The sequence below is a fragment of the Achromobacter sp. Root83 genome (assembly GCF_001428845.1).
Lineage (GTDB): Bacteria > Pseudomonadota > Gammaproteobacteria > Burkholderiales > Burkholderiaceae_B > Achromobacter.
The window spans coordinates 89,596-108,675 of the sequence record NZ_LMIU01000024.1 but is presented as its reverse complement, the minus strand read 5'-3'; the positions used below and the strand labels follow the sequence as shown (position 1 = coordinate 108,675).

General features: G+C 68.8%; 23 protein-coding genes. 20 read left to right on the top strand and 3 right to left on the bottom strand.

Going from position 1 to position 19,080, the window contains the following annotated elements; translation table 11 throughout:
• Positions 1 to 14: 14 nt before the first annotated feature.
• On the bottom strand, positions 15 to 686 hold the full coding sequence (locus ASE30_RS22055; protein WP_057286419.1) for a 4'-phosphopantetheinyl transferase superfamily protein: 672 nt from the start codon (positions 684 to 686) through the stop codon (positions 15 to 17).
• Positions 687 to 798: 112 nt separating this feature from the next.
• On the opposite strand from ASE30_RS22055, the gene ASE30_RS22050 reads away from it, so the two are divergent.
• From ASE30_RS22050 to ASE30_RS21960, 19 genes are all read left to right on the top strand, one after another.
• Complete coding sequence (locus ASE30_RS22050; RefSeq protein WP_057286418.1) at positions 799 to 1,527, top strand: beta-ketoacyl synthase chain length factor; 729 nt, start codon at positions 799 to 801, stop codon at positions 1,525 to 1,527.
• Positions 1,524 to 2,363, top strand: coding sequence for a 1-acyl-sn-glycerol-3-phosphate acyltransferase (locus ASE30_RS22045; protein WP_082601694.1), 840 nt, complete (start codon positions 1,524 to 1,526; stop codon positions 2,361 to 2,363). The genes ASE30_RS22050 and ASE30_RS22045 overlap by 4 nt, the downstream gene beginning before the upstream one ends.
• A 4-nt stretch (positions 2,364 to 2,367) precedes the next feature.
• The gene (locus ASE30_RS22040; protein WP_057286416.1) at positions 2,368 to 2,628 is read left to right on the top strand and encodes a phosphopantetheine-binding protein; all 261 of its coding nucleotides are present in this window, start codon (positions 2,368 to 2,370) and stop codon (positions 2,626 to 2,628) included.
• Between the two features lie 16 nt (positions 2,629 to 2,644).
• Positions 2,645 to 2,899, top strand: a complete 255-nt coding sequence (locus ASE30_RS22035; RefSeq protein ID WP_057286415.1) for an acyl carrier protein — start codon at positions 2,645 to 2,647, stop codon at positions 2,897 to 2,899.
• Positions 2,896 to 3,444, top strand: coding sequence for a hypothetical protein (locus ASE30_RS22030; RefSeq protein ID WP_057286414.1), 549 nt, complete (start codon positions 2,896 to 2,898; stop codon positions 3,442 to 3,444). The genes ASE30_RS22035 and ASE30_RS22030 overlap by 4 nt, the downstream gene beginning before the upstream one ends.
• Before the next feature lie 3 nt (positions 3,445 to 3,447).
• Complete coding sequence (locus tag ASE30_RS22025; protein ID WP_057286413.1) at positions 3,448 to 5,145, top strand: AMP-binding protein; 1,698 nt, start codon at positions 3,448 to 3,450, stop codon at positions 5,143 to 5,145.
• On the top strand, positions 5,132 to 5,884 hold the full coding sequence (locus ASE30_RS22020) for a glycosyltransferase family 2 protein (RefSeq protein ID WP_057286412.1): 753 nt from the start codon (positions 5,132 to 5,134) through the stop codon (positions 5,882 to 5,884). Before ASE30_RS22025 ends, ASE30_RS22020 begins: the two co-directional genes overlap by 14 nt.
• Positions 5,881 to 6,804, top strand: coding sequence for a glycosyl transferase (locus ASE30_RS22015; RefSeq protein WP_057286411.1), 924 nt, complete (start codon positions 5,881 to 5,883; stop codon positions 6,802 to 6,804). Before ASE30_RS22020 ends, ASE30_RS22015 begins: the two co-directional genes overlap by 4 nt.
• Complete coding sequence (locus ASE30_RS22010; RefSeq protein ID WP_057286410.1) at positions 6,797 to 7,237, top strand: thioesterase family protein; 441 nt, start codon at positions 6,797 to 6,799, stop codon at positions 7,235 to 7,237. Before ASE30_RS22015 ends, ASE30_RS22010 begins: the two co-directional genes overlap by 8 nt.
• Entirely contained in the window at positions 7,237 to 7,863 is a 627-nt protein-coding gene (locus ASE30_RS22005; RefSeq protein WP_057286409.1) for an outer membrane lipoprotein carrier protein LolA, read from the top strand. The genes ASE30_RS22010 and ASE30_RS22005 overlap by 1 nt, the downstream gene beginning before the upstream one ends.
• Positions 7,847 to 10,174: an MMPL family transporter gene (locus ASE30_RS22000; protein ID WP_057286408.1), complete on the top strand. Its 2,328-nt coding sequence runs from the start codon at positions 7,847 to 7,849 to the stop codon at positions 10,172 to 10,174. The genes ASE30_RS22005 and ASE30_RS22000 overlap by 17 nt, the downstream gene beginning before the upstream one ends.
• Before the next feature lie 42 nt (positions 10,175 to 10,216).
• A complete protein-coding gene (locus tag ASE30_RS21995) occupies positions 10,217 to 11,464 on the top strand; it encodes an NAD(P)/FAD-dependent oxidoreductase (protein WP_057286407.1) in 1,248 nt (415 codons plus the stop codon).
• 79 nt (positions 11,465 to 11,543) lie between these two features.
• Complete coding sequence (locus ASE30_RS21990) at positions 11,544 to 12,059, top strand: hypothetical protein (RefSeq protein WP_057286406.1); 516 nt, start codon at positions 11,544 to 11,546, stop codon at positions 12,057 to 12,059.
• Complete coding sequence (locus tag ASE30_RS21985) at positions 12,056 to 13,255, top strand: beta-ketoacyl-ACP synthase (RefSeq protein WP_057286405.1); 1,200 nt, start codon at positions 12,056 to 12,058, stop codon at positions 13,253 to 13,255. The genes ASE30_RS21990 and ASE30_RS21985 overlap by 4 nt, the downstream gene beginning before the upstream one ends.
• Positions 13,252 to 13,707 (top strand): hotdog family protein, encoded by a 456-nt coding sequence (locus ASE30_RS21980; RefSeq protein WP_057286404.1) that lies wholly within the window; start codon positions 13,252 to 13,254, stop codon positions 13,705 to 13,707. Before ASE30_RS21985 ends, ASE30_RS21980 begins: the two co-directional genes overlap by 4 nt.
• Positions 13,704 to 14,432, top strand: coding sequence for a 3-oxoacyl-ACP reductase FabG (gene fabG / locus ASE30_RS21975; protein ID WP_057286403.1), 729 nt, complete (start codon positions 13,704 to 13,706; stop codon positions 14,430 to 14,432). Before ASE30_RS21980 ends, fabG begins: the two co-directional genes overlap by 4 nt.
• A complete protein-coding gene (locus ASE30_RS21970) occupies positions 14,432 to 15,658 on the top strand; it encodes a beta-ketoacyl-ACP synthase (protein ID WP_057286402.1) in 1,227 nt (408 codons plus the stop codon). Before fabG ends, ASE30_RS21970 begins: the two co-directional genes overlap by 1 nt.
• A gap of 50 nt (positions 15,659 to 15,708) precedes the next feature.
• Positions 15,709 to 16,149, top strand: coding sequence for a hypothetical protein (locus ASE30_RS21965; RefSeq protein WP_057286401.1), 441 nt, complete (start codon positions 15,709 to 15,711; stop codon positions 16,147 to 16,149).
• Positions 16,150 to 16,227: 78 nt separating this feature from the next.
• On the top strand, positions 16,228 to 16,689 hold the full coding sequence (locus tag ASE30_RS21960) for a GatB/YqeY domain-containing protein (RefSeq protein ID WP_057286400.1): 462 nt from the start codon (positions 16,228 to 16,230) through the stop codon (positions 16,687 to 16,689).
• Between the two features lie 111 nt (positions 16,690 to 16,800).
• Here ASE30_RS21960 and dinB read toward each other — a convergent pair whose 3' ends face one another.
• Positions 16,801 to 17,898 carry a DNA polymerase IV gene (gene dinB, locus ASE30_RS21955; protein ID WP_057286399.1) on the bottom strand — a complete coding sequence of 366 codons (1,098 nt, stop codon included), beginning with the start codon at positions 17,896 to 17,898 and terminating at the stop codon, positions 16,801 to 16,803.
• Positions 17,899 to 17,973: 75 nt separating this feature from the next.
• On the opposite strand from dinB, the gene ASE30_RS21950 reads away from it, so the two are divergent.
• Entirely contained in the window at positions 17,974 to 18,396 is a 423-nt protein-coding gene (locus ASE30_RS21950; RefSeq protein WP_057286614.1) for a PaaI family thioesterase, read from the top strand.
• A gap of 18 nt (positions 18,397 to 18,414) precedes the next feature.
• On the opposite strand, the gene ASE30_RS21945 is transcribed toward ASE30_RS21950, so the two are convergent.
• Positions 18,415 to 18,879: a BPTD_2524 family lipoprotein gene (locus ASE30_RS21945; RefSeq protein ID WP_057286398.1), complete on the bottom strand. Its 465-nt coding sequence runs from the start codon at positions 18,877 to 18,879 to the stop codon at positions 18,415 to 18,417.
• Between the last annotated feature and the right edge of the window lie 201 nt (positions 18,880 to 19,080).

Here is a 19,080-nt window from a genome sequence, read left to right as displayed (position 1 = left end):
AATCCCTTCCCGCTTCAGTCTGTGTCCGTGCGCCAGTGCCCCGCCGCCATCAGCGCGGGCACCTCGCATGACCAGGCGCCGCGCCACCCGGGGCGCGCCGTGCCGGCTGGCCACGCCGCGGGCTCCTGCCATACGGCGCAAGCCATCCAATCGTGGCCGACCCGAAACGCGGCGGCGCCCCACCCTCCGGGCGGCGCGCGCAGCAGCAGCCCTGGTCCGTCGGGCGCCGGATCGAGCCCCACCCGCGCCATATCGGCGGGAAAGTCCAGCCCGGCAGCCTTGACGAAGGCCTCCTTCAGGGTCCAGAGCAGGTAAAAGCGTTCCAGCCGTTCGGCGCCATCCAGCGCGGCCAATGCCTCGCGCTCCGCCGTTGAGCAGACCCATTGCGCCAGCCGCTCGACGTCCCGAGGGCGGATGCGTTCCAGATCGGCGCCGACCTTCCATCCGGCGGGAGCCGTGGCGCAAATCGCGTGGCCGTGGCTGTGGCTCAGCGACGACACGCCCGGCGCGGGTATCGACGCCCGCACGGCCTGCAGCAGGGCGCGGCTGACCTTCCAGTCGCTCAGCGCCTTGGGACCGCGAACCGCCGCCGCCCGGACGGCATCCGGCGGCGACAGATCGTTGACCCCATAATTAGCGGCGGCGCTTTCGTCCGCCCACCAGATGAAAAGTTCCTGAATAGCCACGCAATTATGTAACTGGTTGATAATACAATTTGTAAGTTACACCCTGAATATGTATGAATGGTAACTTTTTAAAACAAAATAGACGCGGACCCCCATAGTAAACTCGCGCGCTATGTTGACGTTTTCAATCGCGCAATGGCAAGGTTGGACGCAAGGATTTCAAGATCCCGACGGCTGGCTGGATTGGGCTGAACACCCCTACTGCCCCATTGGAGATCAGAGCGCCCCCCGCCTGGACTTCCTGCCCCCCATGCAACGCCGCCGCCTGAGCCCCCTGGCTCGCGCGGTGTTCGCCTGCGCGTGGCCGCTGGCCGACGCTCATGCCGGCATGCCCCTGGTGTTCGCGTCCAGGCATGGTGAAACCACCCGTAATTTCGGCCTGCTGCAATCGCTGGCGGCGGACGAACCGCTTTCACCCACGGCCTTTGGCCTGTCCGTGCACAACGCCATCGCCGCGCAGTGGTCGATCATACGCCGCGAAACCGCTGAGTCCGTCGCCCTGTCCGTCGAAGATGACGGCCTGGAGCATGCGTTCATCGAAGCGGCGATGCTGTTCGAACAGGGGCACGAAAACGTGCTTGTGGTGCTGGCCGAAGAACAGCCGCCCGCGCCCTATGCCCCCTGGATAAAGGATGTGCCGGTTTCCTATGCCGCCGCATTCCGGCTTTGTCCCGGCACCGACTGGACGCTGGCGTTGGGCCCACCGCCGGGCGGCGATGACGAAGCCGCCGCGCAACTCTGGCCGAATCCGCTGAGTCTGCTGCGGCACCTGACGCTGCGCACGCCGAGCTGGCGGCACGCGAACCGCGCCCGCGCATGGACCTGGACCCGCACGCCATGAACGACACTGCCCGCCCCCGCCAGGACTTCTGGCTCTGGCGCCTGTTCGCCACCGGCATGGCCTTCACCATGTTCGGCCTGGGCGGCGTGCTGCTGCGCCTAATGGTGTTTCCGCCGCAGCGGCTGCTGCCCGGAAGCCGGCTCGACAAACAGCGCCGGGCCCGCTGGGCGCTGCACGGGACATTCCGCCTGTTCATCCGCTTCATGGTGCGGATGGGCATCCTGACCGTCGAGTTCAAGGGCGCCGAACGCCTGGGCAAGCCGGGCCAGATGATCCTGGCCAACCACCCTTCGCTGCTCGACGTGGTGTTTCTGGTCGGACACGTGAAAAATGCCAACTGCATCGTCAAGCACGGCCTGGCGACCAACCCGTTCACGCGGGGCCCGGTCGCGAACGCGGGCTACATCACCAACGACGAGAGTTTCGACATGTTCGACCGCGCCGCGGACGTGCTGCGCGACGGCGAGACCCTGATCGTCTTCCCCGAAGGCACGCGCACCCCGCCCGACGCGCTTCCGCAGTTCCATCGTGGCGCCTGCGCCATCGCGCTGCGCGGGGCCCGCGTCGTGACCCCTGTCGTCATCCGCATGAATCCCCGCAGCCTGACCAAAGGCGAGCCCTGGTACCGCATTCCCCCTTGCCGGATGCGCTACGTCATTCAGGTGGGCGACGATATCGACCCCGCCACCTGGAGCGCCGCGCATCCACTGCCCATCGCCGGCCGCAAGATGAACGCCTATCTGCACACCTATTTCGAAGCCGAGCTGGCACGTACCGCGGCCGACGGCATTTCAATGAACAAACAGCCCGCGAACGCGGCGGAAGTGGAGTCATAGCTGGATGAATCAACTGGAAATCGAGCTGAAAACGCTTGTCATCGAATCCCTGGGTCTGGAAGACATCACCCCTGACGACATCGACCGCGAGGCCCATCTCTTCGGCGATGGGCTGGGCCTGGATTCGGTGGACGCGCTGGAACTGGGGCTGGCGCTGCAAAAGCGCTATGGCATCGTCATCGACCCCGAAACGCGCAACATGCGCGAGCATTTCGCCAGCATTGCCAGCCTGGCGGCCTTTGTCACGGCGCAACGCCGCGACTGACGCATACGGAGTCACGATGCATACCCGCGAGGAAATCTTTACCACGCTGCGCGGCGCGCTGGTCGAACTGTTCGAAATCGAACCGGAACGGATCACGCCCGAAGCCAATCTCTATACCGATCTGGAAATCGACAGCATCGACGCGATCGACCTGATCGACCACGTCCGCCGCCAGACCGGCCGCAAGCTCGACGCCAACGACTTCCGCACCGTGCGCACGGTCGAGGACGTGGTGCAGGCCATGTGGCAAAAGCAGGATCCGGCCGCATGAGTCGCGGCGTGGCCGCGGCGCTGGCCGCCGCCGGCCTGGCTTACCCGTTCATCGTCTACGCGACGCTGGAACATCTGAATGCCGCCTGGCTGGCCTTGCCGCTTGCCCTGCTGTGGCTGGCGCGCGCCTGGACGGCGCGGGACCCGCAAGCCGCCGACAGGCTGCTGCCCGCGGCGGCGCTCGTCTTCTGCCTGATTCTGGCGGTGTCGAACTCGCAAGGCTGGCTGCGCTGGTATCCCGTCCTGGTCAACGGCATGATGCTGGCGATCTTCGGATCGAGCCTGCGCGTGGGCCGCCCCGTGATCGAACGGCTGGCGCGCTTGCGCCATCCCGACCTGCCGCCCGAAGGCGTGCGCTACACGCGCAACGTGACGCGGGCGTGGTGCCTGTTTTTCCTGCTGAACGGCGCGCTCGCCGCCGCGCTGGCAGCCTGGGCGCCCTGGAGCTGGTGGCTCGCCTACAACGGCGGCGCAAGCTATGCGCTGATGGGCTTGATGATGGCCGGCGAATGGCTGCTGCGCCCCGCCGCGGCAAGGGCCGCCTGAGCCATGGCCTGGACGCCCCTGACGCGCCTGCTGCTTCCTGCCACGGCCATTGCTCCGCTGGCGGACGAGCCCTTGCTGACGCGCGATGCGTTTGCGCAGGCCAGCCTGCGCATGGCGGCCGGACTGCATGCGCGTGCGACACGACGCGCTGCGCTCTGGTTCGACGACGCCGCCAACCTGGCCTGCGCGCTCTTCGCATGCTGGCGCGCCGGCGTGGTGGCGGTGCTGCCCGGCGACTGCCAGGCGCACACCTGCGCCAGCCTGGATCCCACGGTGGACGCTTGGCTGACGGACGCCGACCTGCCCGTTCCCGGGCAGCGGCAATGGCGGCTGGAAGACCTGCAAGACCATCCCCCGCTGGAGCCGGCCGAACTGGATGCGTCGCTCACGCTGGTGCTGTGCACGTCGGGTTCCAGCGGAACGCCCAAACACATCGTCAAGCAATGGCGCCAGCTCGCGCAAGAGGTGCATGCGCTGCAACAGCAGTGGCCGGATACGGACTCGCCCGTGCTGGGCAGCGTTTCGGCGCAGCACATGTACGGCCTTCCCTTCCGCGTCTTGTGGCCGCTGTGCGCGGGCCGGCTGATCGACCGGCGCCAGCGCCTCTATCCCGAAGACCTGCAGCAGGCCAGCCTGCGCCATCCCTCCTTCACGTGGATCGCCAGCCCCGCCTTGCTGCGGCGCCTGGGACAGCGCCTGGACTGGGCCGGGCTGCGCGGGCGGCTCACCCGCATCCATTCGTCCGGCGGCGCCTTGCCTCAAGACGTATCCGACCATATCGAACGGTCGCTGGGACTGCGTCCCACCGAAATCTACGGAAGCTCCGAGACCGGCGCCGTCGCGTGGCGGACCGGCTCGTCGGACTGGCAGCCGCTGCCAGGCGTGGAAGCCGGCCTGGGCGGCGATGGCGCCCTGCGGGTTCGGGCGCCCTGGATAAGCGCCACTGAAGAACACACCGCCGACGGCGCCGAGATCACGGCGCACGGATTCCAACTGCTGGGCCGGCTGGACCGCATCGTGAAGATCGAGGAAAAGCGCATTTCGCTGCCGATGGTGGAGCAAGCGCTGATGCGGCATGCCTACGTGGCGGACGCGCGGCTGGGCAAGCTTGCCGGCGGCGCCCGCCTGGCGGCGCTGGTGGCGCTGTCGCCACGGGGCCTGCACACGCTGCGCAACCAGGGCCGCAAGGCGGTGATCGACGCCTTGCGCGCGCATCTGGCGGCCGGGTTTGAATCCCTGGCCGTGCCGCGCACGTGGCGGCTTTTCCAGCACCTGCCCGCCAACGCGCAGGGCAAGCTGCCGCAAGCCGAGTTCGACGCCGCGGCCGGTCCCCGGCCCGCGGCGCCCGTCGCGGTAGCGGCGGACCTGCCCGGGCAACCGGACAACGAACGCCGCTACACGCTGGACATTCCCTGCGACCTGACCTATTTCAGCGGCCACTTCCCCACGGCGCCCGTGGTGCCGGGCGTGGCGCAGATCGGCTGGGCCCTGGCGCTGGGCAAACGCGACCTGCGCCCAGGCCTGCGGTTCGCGGGCATGGAAGCGCTGAAGTTCCAACGCCTCTTGCGCCCGGGCGACAGCGCGGTCCTTGCGCTGAAATGGGACGAGGCCCGGCAAAAGCTGTACTTCGCCTTCACCGTGGGCGGCGCGCCCTGCTCGTCGGGCCGCGTGCTGCAGGGGGAAGACCATGGCGGCGCATAGTCTCTGCGCCGTCATCCCCGTGTACAACCACGCGGGCACGGTGGGCGCCGTTCACGCGCAACTGGCCGCGCAGGGCCTGCCCTGCGTCCTTGTTGATGACGGCTCGGCGCCGGAATGCGCGGCCGCGCTCGACGCGCTGGCGGCACTTCCTGGCACGCATCTGGTGCGCCGCGCCGTCAACGGCGGCAAGGGCGCGGCGGTGCAGGACGGACTTCGCGCGGCGGCCGCCCTGGGCCATACGCACGCCCTGCAGGTCGATGCCGACGGCCAGCATGCCTTGCAGGATGCCGCCGCGTTCGCGGACGCCTCGCGCGCGCGCCCGCAGGCCGTGATCTGCGGCGAGCCCGTCTACGGCGACGACGTGCCCCGCAGCCGTCTGTACGGACGCTGGCTGACACGCGTCTGGGTCTGGATCAATACGCTGTCGCTGGACATTCCCGATGCCATGTGCGGCTTTCGGGTGTATCCGCTTGCGCGGGCGCTTGACGTCATCGACCAGACCCACGTGGGGCGCCGCATGGATTTCGACATCGCCATTCTGGTGCGGCTGCACTGGCGGGGCGTGGCGATGGCCTGGCTGCCGACGCGCGTGATCTACCCGGAAGGCGGCGTCTCGCACTTCAAGGGACTGCGCGACAACCTGCTGATCAGCCGCATGCATGCGCGCTTGTTCTTCGGCATGCTGGCCCGCTCGCCCGCGCTGTTGTGGCGCCGGTTGGCGCGGAAATCCCGCCCATGAACACCGCGGACCCGCACTGGGCCGGCCAGGCCGAACGGGGCAGTCCCGCGCTCATGCGTCTGACGGCCTGGGCGGCGCGCAAGCTGGGCCGGCGCGTCGTCGCGCCCGCCGTGTGGCTGGTGGTGCTGTACTTCTACCTGTTTGGCGGACGCGCGCGGCGCGCCATCGCGGCGTATCAGCGGCGGCTGGCGCACACCGGCGAGCTCACCGTGCCGCTGCCGCGCGTCTTGCCCGTCTACCGCCAGTACCTCGCGTTCGCGGACGCCATGCTGGACAAGCTGGATGTGTGGCAAGGCAGGATCACGATGGACAGTCTGGACATGGCAGACCCCCACGGCCTGCATGCGCAGATGGGGCGCGGCCGCGGCCAGATTCTGGTGGGCTCGCATCTGGGCAATATCGAAATCTGCCGGGCGCTGGCCGAACGGACGGGCGCGCTGCGCTTGAACGTGCTGGTCCACAGCAAGAACGCCGTGCACTTCAGCCGGCTGCTTGACGAGGCCGGCGGCGGCTTGCGCATGATACAGGTCAGTGAATTGGACGCGCCCGTGATGCTGGACCTGGCGCAGCGCCTCGAGCGCGGCGAATGGCTGGCCATCGCGGGCGATCGCGTGCCGTTGCGCGGCGACCGCAGCACGCCGGTGGATTTTCTGGGCGCCACGGCCTTGCTGCCGCAGGGCCCCTGGCTGTTGGCGGGCCTGTTGCGCTGCCCGGTGAATCTGCTGTTCTGCACGCGCCACGGCGCGCGCTACCGCGTGTCGATGGAGCGGCTGTCCGACGGGATCGAATGGACTCGCGCCACCCGTCAGGCGCGGATCGCGCACTGGGCACAGCGCTACGCCGACCGCTTGGCGGCCCACTGCCGCCTGGCGCCGCTGCAATGGTTCAACTTCTACCCTTTCTGGAAAGACGATGCGTAAACGTGGAGCCATCGGCGCCGAAGTCGAAATCCGGGTGCCATTTTTCGATGTCGATTCGATCAACGTCGTGTGGCATGGCCATTATGTGAAATACCTGGAACAGGCGCGCTGCGAACTGCTGGACCAGATTGGCCACAATTACGACGCCATGCGCGCCAGCGGCTATGCCTGGCCGGTGATCGACCTGCACCTGCGCTACGCCCAGCCCGCGCAGTTCGGCCAGCGCCTCGTCGTGCGCGCGGAACTCGTGGAATGGGAACACCGGCTCAAGATCAACTATCTGATCCAGGACGCCGACAGCGGCCAGCGGCTGACGCGCGCCACCTCCGAACAGGTCGCGGTCTGCCTGGCAAGCCGTGAAATGCAATTGGCATCCCCTCCGGTATTCGTCGCCGCCGTCCAGCGCAGGCTGGCATCCCAGGAGCCGTCGTGATGCCGCGCCTCTCCCCGCTCCGCACCCTTCTGGGCCGTGCCGTCTGCCTGCTGGCGCTGGCCCTGGCGCCCCTGGCCGCGCGCGCGTTCGACCTGAACGACCTGCAGGAACAGTTGCGCGCCACGCCCGTCGTGCGCGGCCAGTTCGTGCAGCAGAAATTCCTGCGCTCGCTGCCGCAGCCGCTGACCAGCCGGGGAGACTTCACGCTCGCCGCGGGCAAGGGCCTGCTGTGGCTGCTGCGCACGCCCATCGCGCAGGACCTGCGCATCAACGCCGACGGCATCTCGCGCCGGGATGAATCGGGCCACTGGCAAGCGCTGCCGCAGCATTCCGGCGCCGGCCGCGAGAACCGGCTGTTCCTGTCCGTGCTCGCGGGCGATACCGCCGGCCTGCAGCAGAGCTTCGATCTGGCGCTGACTGGCCAACAGGACGGCTGGCAGCTTCTGCTGACGCCGCGTTCGGCCCTGCTGCGCCAGATATTCGAGAGCATCCAAATCAACGGCGGCAAACTGGTGGACCGCATTGAACTGCGCGAAACCCAGGGCGACCGCAGCGTCCTCCTGATGGTCGACGCGGTCGCCGCCAGCGCCCTGAACGCCGAGGAACAACGTGCGTTTGCCGATTGAACGCTGGCTGCCCCGGCTGTTCAAGCTGGCGCTGCTGCTGGTGCTGTGCGCCGGCGCATGGCAATGCCGGAATGGCTGGCCGGTGTCGGCCAACCTGATGGAACTGGTGCCGCACGCGGCGGCCGACGCCACGCGCCAGCTCGCGGAAGCCCGCATCCAGGAACCGTTGTCGCGGCAGATCGTCGCGCTGGTCGCCGCCCCCGCCGGCGCGGAACCGGCGGCCCCGGCGCGGCTGTTGGCCAGGCGCTGGTCCGACAGCGGCCTGTTTTCGCTGGTTCAAGTGGACGTGGACGCGGATCTGGCGGCGCTGCGCTCGCAGTTGCAGGCGGGCCGCCTGGCCATGCTGCCGCTGGCCGACCGCCAGCAACTGACGACGGACCCCGCCGCCTACGCGCAGCGCCGGGCCCGTGAACTGTCCGACCCGTTCTCATCCTCGGGCCTCGTGCCCGTGGCCGAGGACTGGCTGGGCCTGACCCGGCGCGCCGAGCAGGCGTTGCGCCCGGGCGGCGCCGTGCAGTTCGACATTGGATCGGGCACGCTGCAGGCCGAACACGAAGGCCGGCGCTGGGTGCTGGTGCGCGCCGAGACGCGCGGCGACGCGTTCGATGCCGCCGCGCCGGAGCGGATCGCGGCGCAGCTTGAGCAGGACAGGCTGGCCTTGCGCGCATCCGGCGCAGATCTGCTGGTGGCGGGCGGGCCGTTGTACGCCGCCGCGGGCAAGGCGCAGGCCGTGGCCGAAGGCGGCTGGATTGGGTCCGGCGCCACAATCGGCATTGTGCTGGTGCTGCTGCTGGCGCTGCGGCGCGGGCGGGCGCTGCTGGCCTTTGTGCCGGTGGCCGTGGGCTTGCTGACGGGCGCCGTCGCGTGCGTCGCGGTATTCGGCTCCATCCACGTGCTGACCTTGGTCATCGGCGCAAGCCTGATCGGCGTCGCGGTGGATTTCCCCATGCATTGGCTGGGCAAAAGCTATGGCATGCCGGATTGGCAGGCATGGCCCGCGCTACGCCGCGTCCTGCCGGGCCTCACCATCAGCCTGGCCGCCAGCCTGGTCGGCTATGTCGCCCTGGCGTTCACCCCTTTTCCCGCCCTGACGCAGACCGCCGTGTTTTCGGCCGCGGGCCTGTTGGGCGCGTATGCCTGCACCGTGTGCCAGTTGCCGGCCTGGATGGATGGCTGGAGCCCGCGTCCGTGGCAGCCGCTGCTGCGCTTCGCCGAGGGTGCGCTGCGCGCCCGCGAGCGGCTTGCCGGCCGGCGCGCCGTGCTGTGGATAGGCGCGGCGGCCCTGACCGCGGCCACCGCGGGCGGCATTGCCCGCCTGGGGATACAGGACGATCTGCGTCAATGGCTCAGCCTTCCCGCCCCCTTGCTGCAGCAGGCAAAACAGATCGGCGAAATCACCGGCTTCATGCCCACCAGCCAGTTCTTCCTGGTGCGCGCGCCGGACGCCGATGAACTGCTGCGCCGGCAGGCCCTGGTGTCGGGGCAGCTCGATGCCCTGGTCAAGCGCGGCGGGCTGGCTGGCTACAACTCGCTGAGCCAGCTCGTTTCGCCCGCCGCCGAACAGCAGGCGCTGGGCGCGCGCCTGGCCGATCTCGCCGCGCAGCCCGGCGTCTGGAAGGCCATGACCGCCCTCGGCATCCCTTATGCGGCGCTGGAACACGAACTGCGATCGATGGCGGCATTGCCCGTCGTCACCATAGACAGTGCGCTGCGCGCTCCGCAGGCCGAACGATGGCGCACGCTGTGGCTCGGAGAACACGGCGGCGAGGCCGCGGGCATGGTCGTCCTGCTGGGCCTGCGCGATACCGCCGCGCTGGCCGCCATCGCGGCGGCCGCGCCCGGCGTCACGCTGGTGGACCGCAGCGGCGAGCTGAACCGCATGTTCGCCGCCACGCGAATCGAAGCGGCCGAACTCAAACTGCTGTCTTACGCCGTTGCCGCCGTGCTGCTGCTGTTGACCCTGGGCCGGGCCGCCGCCTGGCGCATCCTGGCCGTGCCGCTGGCGGCGACCGCCTGCAGCCTGGCAGCGCTGGGCTACCTGGGCCAGCCGCTTACGCTGTTCAGCCTGTTCGGGCTGCTGCTGGTATCGGCCATCGGCGTGGATTACGCCATTTTCATGTACGAACGCGTGGCGGGCGCGGCCGCCAGCCTGGTCGGCATCCTGCTCGGCGCGGTGACCACGCTGCTGTCGTTCGGCCTGCTCGCGGTCAGCCGCACGCCCGCCATTGCCAACTTCGGCCTGGCGGTGGCGCTGGGCGTCGCATTTTCACTGCTGTGGGCGCCGTGGATCCGCGCGCCCCGGCGCGCCTGACCCGCAAGTCACTGTCATCAAAACAACAAGGAAACCTGCAGCATGGAACATCGGGAAGTTGTGGTCATCGGGGCGGGCCCCGCGGGTGCCGTCGCGGCGGCTCTGCTCAAGCGGCAGGGGCACGATGTCCTGATGCTGGAGCGCCAGCAGTTTCCGCGCTTTTCCATCGGCGAAAGCCTGCTCGCGCACTGCCTGGAATTCGTGCAAGAGGCCGGCATGATGCCCGCCGTCGAAGCGGCCGGCTTCCAGGTCAAGAACGGCGCCGCCTTCGCTTGCGGCGACGCCTACACCTACTTCGATTTCCGCGACAAGTTCACGGCCGGTCCGGGCACCACCTTCCAGGTGCAGCGCGCAACGTTCGACAAGGTGCTGGCGGACGACGCGGCCCGCCAGGGCGTGGAGGTCCGCTACCAGCAGGAAGTGACCGCCGCGGATTTCAGCGATACCGGCCCGCTGCTGGACGTGCGCCGCGCGGATGGCACGGACTACCAGGTCAAGAGCCGCTTCGTGCTGGACGCCAGTGGCTACGGCCGGGTCCTGGCGCGCCTGCTGGACCTGGAACGCCCATCCTCGATGCCGCCCCGCAAGGCCATCTTCACCCACATCGAGGACCGGATCGATGACGCGGGCTTCGACCGCGAGAAAATCCTTATCAGCGTGCATCCCGAGCAGCGCGGCATCTGGTACTGGCTGATCCCGTTCTCCAACGGCCGCTGCTCGTTCGGCGTGGTGGGCGGCGAAGACCTGTTCGGTGGCGGCGGCCAGGACCTGATGACCACCTTGCGCCAGATGGCCGACGCCGCGCCCAATCTGAAGCGGATTCTGAAGAACGCCGTCTGGGATACCCCGGCCAACACCATCGGCGGCTATTCCGCCAGCGTGACGCGGCTGCACGGCCCGGGCTACGCCTTGCTGGGCAACGCGGCCGAATTCCTGGATCCGGTGTTTTCCTCGGGCGTCACCATCGCCCTGCGCTCGTCCAAGCTGGCCGCCGATGCGCTGCACCGCCAGTTGAACGGCGCGGAAGTGGACTGGCAGGCGGAATTCGCCGATCCGCTGATGGTCGGCGTGGAGACCTTCCGCGCCTACGTTCAAGGCTGGTACAGCGGCGAATTCCAGGACGTCGTGTTCTATCGCAACGCGCAGCCCGACATCCGCCGCATGATCAGTTCCATCCTGGCCGGCTACGCCTGGGACACCACCAACCCCTTCGTCGCCAACCCGCAGCGCCGCCTGCGCATGCTGAGCGAATTGTGCCGCGCCGGCGCGCCGCTGGCGCAGCCCGCCTGATTCCGCAATGACCGCCATGCCCATCCCCTCCCCCTGCCGCGCGCCATTCCGGAATTTGAGCCGGTTCTTGATCCGGGTCATGTCCCCGATCCTGGCCCTGGCCCTGTTGGCCGGCTGCGCAGGCGCGCCGCCGGTGCCCGCCCGCGAGGCCGGTTTCTCGCTGCCGCGCCAGTTGCACGTCGTCCAGACGGCGGCGGGCCAGCCCGCGCTGGATCTGCTGCTGGTGGCGCAACGCGAAGGCCCCTCCCTGCGCTGGTCCCTGTTCGATCCCATGGGCGTGCCGCAAGCCCGGCAGATGCTGGAGCGGGGGCAATGGCGCAACGATGGCTTTTTGCGGCCCAACGCGCAGGCACGCGACCTCTTCGCGGCCCTGGTGTTCTCGTGGACGCCCGAAACGGAACTCGATGCCGCCTACGGCGCCGGCTCCTGGCGCGCCAGCGTCGCCGCCGACGGCACGGCGCAACGCGAACTGCTGGAGCAGGGGCGCGCACGATGGACCGTGCGCTGGCGCCAGCCTGCGCGCGCCGACGTCTTTTCCATCGCAACGGCCGACGGCGTCACATGGACGGTCACCCCCTTGAAGGAACTGCCATGACCGCCTGGCTGGACACACCGGGCATCGTCTGCGCGCTGGGCGCCGGCATCGAGGCCGTGTCGCGCGCCGCCTTCGCCGGAGACACCGCCGGCATGCAGGCCCAGACGGGCTGGGTCGACGGCCGCGCCCTGACCTTGGGCAGCCACCGCGGCGCGCTGCCGCCGCTGCCGGACAGCCTCCCCCTCCATCATCACAGCCGCAACAACCAATTGCTGCTGGCCGCGGCCACGCAGATCGAGCCGCGGCTGCGCGAGGCGGTCGCGCGATACGGCCCCGGCCGCGTCGCCGTGATCCTGGGCACCAGCACGTCGGGCGTGAACGACAACGCGCCCGCGTTCCGGCAACTGCGCGAGCGCGACGCCTGGCCGGACACTTACGACTACCGCCGGCAGGCGCTGTCGTCCCCCGCCGCTTTCTTCGCGGCCTGGCTGGGCACGACCGGCCCGGCCTACACCCTGTCCACCGCGTGCACCTCCAGCGCCCGCGCCCTGCTGTCCGCGCACCGGCTGCTGCGGCTTGGCCTGTGCGACGCCGTGGTCTGCGGCGGCGCGGACACGCTGTGCCGGCTGACCATCAACGGCTTCGCCACCCTCGAAGCCATCGACGAAGCGCGCTGCGTGCCGTTTTCCGCCAACCGCCGCGGCATCAATATCGGCGAGGCCGGCGTGGTCTTCCTGATGGAACGCGCGCCGGCCGACGCCAACGCGGTCGCCCTGCTCGGCGGCGGCGCCAGTTCCGACGCCTGGCACATGTCGGCGCCGGATCCCACCGGCGCCGGCGCGCGCCGCGCCATGCTCGCCGCGCTGCGCTCGTCGGAGGTGGATGCGCACGCCATAGGCTGGCTCAATCTCCACGGCACCGGAACCACGCACAACGACGCCATGGAAAGCCACGCCACCCATTCCGTGTTCCCCCAGGGCGTGCCGTGCGCCTCGACCAAGGCGCTCACCGGCCACGCGCTCGGCGCGGCAGGCGCGCTGGAGGCGGCGCTCTGCTGGATCACGCTGTCCGCCGGGAACGCCAGCGGACGGCTGCTGCCGCACGTCTGGGACGGCCAGGCGGACCCGGCGCTGCCCCCGTTGCAGTTCAGCACGCCCGGCCACCGCTACGCGCAGGGCCAGCCGCGCCTGGCCATGAGCAACTCCTTCGCCTTCGGCGGCAACAACGCCAGCCTGGTTTTTGGAGGACGGCCATGACGCCCTGGCCCATCGCGAGCCTGCTGCCGCACGCCGGCGACATGATCCTGCTCGACGACATCGACGGCTACGACACGGACAGCCTCACGGCCCGCGCCACCGTCAAACCCGGTCCCTACTCGCTGCCCGACGGCTCCCTGCCGCCCTGGCTGGGCATGGAGCTCATGGCCCAGGCCGTGGGCGCCTGGGCCGGGTGCCAGGCCCGCGAGGCCGGTCAGGAGGTCAAGCTGGGCTTTCTGCTGGGCACGCGGCGCTATGAATGCCACGCCGGCGCATTGCCCCCAGGGGCCACGCTGACCATCCATGTCCAGCGCGGCCTGATCGATGCCAGCGGCATGAGCGTCTTCGAATGCGAACTGCGCGAGGGCCAGCACCTGCTGGCCCAAGCCAGGCTGAACGTCTATCAGCCGAAAGATCCCCAAGCCTTTATCCAGGAAGAATCCCCCGAATGAGCGCCCCTATTCTCGTCACCGGCTCAAGCCGCGGCATAGGCCGCGCGATCGCGCTGGCGCTGGCCGACGCCGGCCACGACCTGGTGCTGCATTGCCGCCAGCAGCGCGGCCAGGCCGAGGCCGTCCAGGCCGACGTGCAGGCCCGCGGCCGGCAGGCGCGCGTCCTGCAGTTCGATGTGGCGGACCGGGCGCAATGCGCCGCCGTCCTGCAAGCGGACATCGACGCGCACGGCGCCTACTACGGCGTCGTCCTGAACGCCGGGCTGACGCGGGACGGCGCCTTTCCGGCGCTCACCGGCGACGACTGGGACGCCGTGCTGCGCACCAATCTGGACGGCTTCTACAACGTCCTCAGTCCGCTGGCGATGCCCATGATCCGGCGCCGCTCCCCGGGCCGGGTGGTTTGCATGGCGTCGGTGTCCGGCCTGATCGGCAACCGCGGCCAGGTCAACTACAGCGCCTCCAAGGCCGGGCTGATCGGCGCCGCCAAGGCCTTGGCGGTGGAACTGGCAAAGCGCCAGATAACCGTGAATTGCGTGGCCCCGGGCCTGATCGATACCGACATGATCGACGAGCACGTACCCGTGGAAGAAATCCTCAAGGCGGTGCCGGCCCAGCGCATGGGCCGGCCCGAAGAGGTCGCCGCCACGGTGGCGTTCCTGATGTCGCCTGGCGCGGCCTACATTACGCGCCAGGTCATCGCGGTAAACGGAGGATTGTGTTGATGAAACGCGTCGTCATTACCGGCATGGCCGGCATCAGCGCGCTGGGGTCCGACTGGACCTCGGTCCAGCAGGCATTTCAATCGGGCCGCAGCGCCATCCGCGTCATGCCCGACTGGTCGCGGTACACGGAACTGAATACGCGATTGGCCGGCCCCATCGAGGGATTTCAGACGCCTTCGCACTGGACCCGCAAGCAACTGCGCAGCATGGGGCGCGTTTCCCAACTGGCGGTCCGGGCGGCCGAACTTGCGCTGGACGATGCCGCGCTGCTGGGCGATCCCAGCATCGCGGACGGCCGCATGGGCGTCGCATGCGGCTCTTCGGTGGGCAGCACGGCCGAGATCCGGGCGTTCGGCAACATGTTGCTCAACGGCGTCACCGACGACCTGAACGCCAACTCCTATGTACGCATGATGCCGCACACGACCGCGGCCAACGTCGGCATCTTCTTCGAACTGAAGGGGCGCATCATCCCCACCTCCAGCGCCTGCACCTCCGGCAGCCAGGGCATCGGCTACGCCTACGAGGCGATCCGCTATGGCCGCCAGGACCTGATGCTGGCCGGCGGGGCCGAGGAACTCTGCCCGAGCGAGGCGCTGGTGTTCGACGCGCTCTACGCCACCAGCCAGAAGAACGACACGCCCGAACTCACGCCGCGGCCGTATGACCGCGACCGCGACGGCCTGGTCATCGGCGAAGGCGGCGGCATGCTGGTGCTGGAATCCCTGGAACATGCCCAGGCTCGCGGCGCGCGCATCCACGCCGAAATCGTCGGCTTCGGCAGCAATTCCGACGGCACCCACATCACCCGTCCCGAAGCCCGCACCATGCGCATCGCCATGGAAATGGCGCTGGCCGACGCGGGTCTGCCCCCCGAGGCGATCGGATACGTGAACGGCCACGGCACCGCGACCGAACAGGGCGACGTGGCAGAGACGCAGGCCACCAGCAGCCTGTTCGGCAGCCGCATGCCCATCAGTTCCCAGAAGAGCTACCTGGGACACACGCTGGGCGCCTGCGGCGCCCTTGAGTCCTGGTTCAGCATCGAAATGCTCAACCGCGACTGGTACGCCCCCACGCTGAACCTGCGCAATGTCGACCCGCTGTGCGGCGACCTCGACTATCTCGCCGGCGAAGGCAGGCGCATGAGCAATGAATACGTGATGAACAACAACTTCGCCTTCGGCGGGATCAACACGTCGCTGGTGTTCCGGCGCTGGTCCTGATGCCGACGCGGCGGCCGCTTACCCCTTTGTCCCACTCTGGAACCCATGTCATGAACATCTCTTGCAAGTTGTTTGGAACGCTGGCGCTGTCGCTGGCGGGCGCGGCCCCCGCCCTGGCCGCCGACCGCACCGTGCACCTGCCGATCCAGCCCGCGATCGAGGCCGCCCAGGCGGCCGGAAAGATCGACGGCAGCGTCAAGTTCTACCTGGCGGGCACGGGTCCCCAGGGCAAGGTGCTGGAAGCCGGCGTGGTCACCAACCGCAAGACCAACGCCTTCGCCAAGAAAGACGAGGAAGCCTGCCTGTGGGTGGCGCAGTCCGCCGTGATCGCGCTGCACGAAGCCGCCAAGCAGGCGGGCGCCAACGCCGTCACCAATATCGTCAGCTACTACCGCAAGAATGAATACCGCAGCACCACCGACTACGAATGCCATGCCGGCGCGGTGGTGGCGGGCGTGGCCCTGCGTGGCGACCTCGCCACCGTCAAATAGGCCGGGTTCCCCGCCAGCCCGGTCCGCCGCCGGGCGGTTTACACTTCTTGCTTACCGCAACACCACAAAGGTTCACCCATGAGCACTGCTACGCTCAAGACCCGCCTGTCCGACTCCGTCAAGGACGCGATGCGCGCCAAGGCCGCCGCGCGCCTCACCACGCTGCGCTTCCTGCTGGCCGCCATCAAGCAGAAGGAAGTGGACGAACGCCGCGACCTGTCCGATGCCGAGATCACCGCCATCATCGAAAAGCAGGTCAAGCAGCGCCGCGAGTCGATCGCCGCGTTCGAGCAGGCCGGCCGCACGGAAACGGCCGAACAGGAAAAGGCCGAACTGGTGGTCTTGCAGGAATTCCTGCCGCAGGCCGCCACCCCTGAAGAAGTGGCCGCCGCCATCGACGCCGCGCTGGCCGAAGTCGCCGCGCAGGGCGTGACCGGCGCGCCCGCCATGGGCAAGGTCATGGGCATCCTGAAGCAGGCGCTGGCCGGCCGCGCCGACATGACCGCGCTGTCGCAGCAAGTAAAAGCCCGCCTGGCCTGAAAGAAAGCCCCACGCAGCGCTCGCTTGCTGCCCCCCAAGGGCTTCCTCCCCCTTGAGGCGGTCCGGCGGGGGAAAGGGCCCCTGCGCGGGGCGCTTTCCTGCGTGCCTCGTCTAGAACGCGCCGCCGAACAAATCGGGCTGGCGCGACTGTTCCTGGGGGTCGGCGAAGTTGCTCATTCCCACCCCGGCCAGCCGGTACAGCGTCTCCGGCGGCAGTTCCACGCGTTCGCACAGCAGGCGGGCCAGCGCGGCCAGTTCCGCCGCGGACGCGGGCGGATTCGCGCTGGTCTGGCTGCGCGTCAGGATGCGGAAGCGGTCCGTCTTCAGCTTGAGCACCACCGTGCGACCCAGCGCGCCCTTCTTCAGCGCCTGATCCCACACCTTTTCCGCCATGCGGTCGATCGCGTCGCCCAGCGCGTCCAGACGGATATCCTGCGAGAACGTCGTTTCGGCCGACACCTGCTGCAAGGGCTGGTCCGTCTGCACCTCGCGCTCGTCGATGCCGCGTGCCAGTTCATACAGGCGCCGGCCGTAGCGCCCGAAATAGTGTTCCAGTTCCTGGACGGTGTGCGTCGCCAGATCGCCCACCGTATGGATGCCCAGTTGCTCCAGGCGCGCCTGCGTCACCTTCCCCACGCCCGGCACCTTGCGCACGGGCAAGGGCTGCAGGAAAGCCAGCACCTTGTTCGGACGGACCACGAACTGTCCGTCCGGCTTGTTCCAGTCGGACGCGATCTTGGCCAGGAACTTGTTGGGCGCCACGCCGGCCGAGGCGGTCAGACCGGTTTCCTCGCGGATCTGCTGGCGGATCACCTGGGCCACCTCGGTGGCTGACGGCAGCCCGTACTTGTTGACCGTCACGTCAAGATAGGCTTCGTCCAGCGACAGGGGTTCGATCAGGTCGGTATGGCGCGCGAAAATCTGGCGGATCTGGCGCGACACATCGCGGTAGCGGTTGAAGTCTGGCGCCACGTAGACCGCGTGCGGACAGAGCCGCTCCGCCTTGATGGCCGACATGGCCGAATGGATGCCGAAGCGGCGCGCCTCGTAAGAGGCCGCGCACACGACCGAACGCGGGCCAGTCCACGCAACGACCACCGGCTTGCCGCGCAATTCCGGGTTGTCGCGCTGCTCCACGGACGCATAGAACGCGTCCATGTCCACATGCACGATCTTGCGAAAGGACCGCGAGGGTTCCTGGCCGGTCATGGCCTCAATCCCGTGGCAAAAACATATATTATGACCGGCGACAACCCGCTATCCCTTCCCGCCCACAACGGTTCCATGACTGCATCCGCTTCCACCCAAACCGACTACTTCGGCCTGACCATTCCTTTCATGCATTTCATCGGCCTGGTGCCCGAAAGCATCGCGCCCGCCTATGCGCGCACCACGCTGCCGTGGCGCCAGGACCTGACCAACAGCCGCGGCGACGTGCATGGGGGCACGCTCATGAGCGTGCTGGATTTCACGCTGAGCGCCGCGGCGCGCGGCTCGGCGGAGGCTTCCGAAGGCATGGCCACCATCGACATGAACACCACGTTCCTGTCCCCCGCCACGGGCGACCTGGTCATCGAGGCGCGCTGCCTGCGCCGCGGCGCCTCCATCGCCTTCTGTGAAGGCGACATCCGGCGCGCCGACGGCGAACTGGTGGCGCGCGCCACCGCCACCTTCAAGATCATCCGCCGCCGTCCGGGCGGCGACTGAACCCGCACGCGCCCGCCACTAACCGGGCAGGTCGCGCGACGGCTTGACCTTGGGGCGCGGGTCCAGCGGCATGTACGCGCTGCACGACACCAGGCCATAGTAGATGGCGTTCTGCATGGCCTGCATCGCGGCGGCGTCCCAGGTGCCCTTGCCCCACATCACGATCCGCACGTCCGTGGTCTTGGGGCTGGCCGCCTTCAGGTCGACCCGCGCCATCTCGTTGTCGGAATAAGGCGCCAGCACCCGCACCACGCCGGACTGCGCGCTTTCGTTCAGGTCGGTCACCACGCGGTAGGCGTTGTCGGTGCTGCGCAGGCACGCATTGGACTGCCGGATCGCCGTATCGTAGGCATCCTTGAAGGTCACCGCCACGTTCTTGAACTCGCTGTGCGGCGACGAGCTGTCCTGCGAGATGCCTATCGAGCAGCCCGTCAGGCCCAGTGCCAGCGCCAGCGCCGGTCCCGCGACCAGATTCCTGTACATGTAAATCTCCAGATGAATTGCCGCGATTATCCCGCAAACGGCCTGACGGCATAAGTGGGGCCGGGTTCGACACCGCCCGCGCGGCTATGGCATTATCGGCGAGCCGCCGGCACATGCCCGCCGGACCGTCCGCCACGCCTGGCGGTCCGCCCCTCGTCCCGAGCGCGCCCATCGCAACGCGGATCGACATCTCGGAGGTTT

What these genes read in the sequence shown, in the direction of transcription:
- ASE30_RS22045 (WP_082601694.1), top strand. Translation starts at nt 1,524, where the DNA reads ATGAACGACACTGCCCGCCCCCGCCAGGACTTCTGGCTCTGGCGCCTG.
- ASE30_RS22010 (WP_057286410.1), top strand. Translation starts at nt 6,797, where the DNA reads ATGCGTAAACGTGGAGCCATCGGCGCCGAAGTCGAAATCCGGGTGCCA.
- dinB (WP_057286399.1), bottom strand. Translation starts at nt 17,898, where the DNA reads ATGACCGGCCAGGAACCCTCGCGGTCCTTTCGCAAGATCGTGCATGTG.
- ASE30_RS22040 (WP_057286416.1), top strand. Translation starts at nt 2,368, where the DNA reads ATGAATCAACTGGAAATCGAGCTGAAAACGCTTGTCATCGAATCCCTG.
- ASE30_RS22030 (WP_057286414.1), top strand. Translation starts at nt 2,896, where the DNA reads ATGAGTCGCGGCGTGGCCGCGGCGCTGGCCGCCGCCGGCCTGGCTTAC.
- ASE30_RS21980 (WP_057286404.1), top strand. Translation starts at nt 13,252, where the DNA reads ATGACGCCCTGGCCCATCGCGAGCCTGCTGCCGCACGCCGGCGACATG.
- ASE30_RS21970 (WP_057286402.1), top strand. Translation starts at nt 14,432, where the DNA reads ATGAAACGCGTCGTCATTACCGGCATGGCCGGCATCAGCGCGCTGGGG.
- ASE30_RS22025 (WP_057286413.1), top strand. Translation starts at nt 3,448, where the DNA reads ATGGCCTGGACGCCCCTGACGCGCCTGCTGCTTCCTGCCACGGCCATT.
- ASE30_RS21960 (WP_057286400.1), top strand. Translation starts at nt 16,228, where the DNA reads ATGAGCACTGCTACGCTCAAGACCCGCCTGTCCGACTCCGTCAAGGAC.
- ASE30_RS21985 (WP_057286405.1), top strand. Translation starts at nt 12,056, where the DNA reads ATGACCGCCTGGCTGGACACACCGGGCATCGTCTGCGCGCTGGGCGCC.
- ASE30_RS21950 (WP_057286614.1), top strand. Translation starts at nt 17,974, where the DNA reads ATGACTGCATCCGCTTCCACCCAAACCGACTACTTCGGCCTGACCATT.
- ASE30_RS22050 (WP_057286418.1), top strand. Translation starts at nt 799, where the DNA reads ATGTTGACGTTTTCAATCGCGCAATGGCAAGGTTGGACGCAAGGATTT.
- ASE30_RS22005 (WP_057286409.1), top strand. Translation starts at nt 7,237, where the DNA reads ATGCCGCGCCTCTCCCCGCTCCGCACCCTTCTGGGCCGTGCCGTCTGC.
- fabG (WP_057286403.1), top strand. Translation starts at nt 13,704, where the DNA reads ATGAGCGCCCCTATTCTCGTCACCGGCTCAAGCCGCGGCATAGGCCGC.
- ASE30_RS21995 (WP_057286407.1), top strand. Translation starts at nt 10,217, where the DNA reads ATGGAACATCGGGAAGTTGTGGTCATCGGGGCGGGCCCCGCGGGTGCC.
- ASE30_RS21990 (WP_057286406.1), top strand. Translation starts at nt 11,544, where the DNA reads ATGTCCCCGATCCTGGCCCTGGCCCTGTTGGCCGGCTGCGCAGGCGCG.
- ASE30_RS22015 (WP_057286411.1), top strand. Translation starts at nt 5,881, where the DNA reads ATGAACACCGCGGACCCGCACTGGGCCGGCCAGGCCGAACGGGGCAGT.
- ASE30_RS22035 (WP_057286415.1), top strand. Translation starts at nt 2,645, where the DNA reads ATGCATACCCGCGAGGAAATCTTTACCACGCTGCGCGGCGCGCTGGTC.
- ASE30_RS21945 (WP_057286398.1), bottom strand. Translation starts at nt 18,879, where the DNA reads ATGTACAGGAATCTGGTCGCGGGACCGGCGCTGGCGCTGGCACTGGGC.
- ASE30_RS22020 (WP_057286412.1), top strand. Translation starts at nt 5,132, where the DNA reads ATGGCGGCGCATAGTCTCTGCGCCGTCATCCCCGTGTACAACCACGCG.
- ASE30_RS21965 (WP_057286401.1), top strand. Translation starts at nt 15,709, where the DNA reads ATGAACATCTCTTGCAAGTTGTTTGGAACGCTGGCGCTGTCGCTGGCG.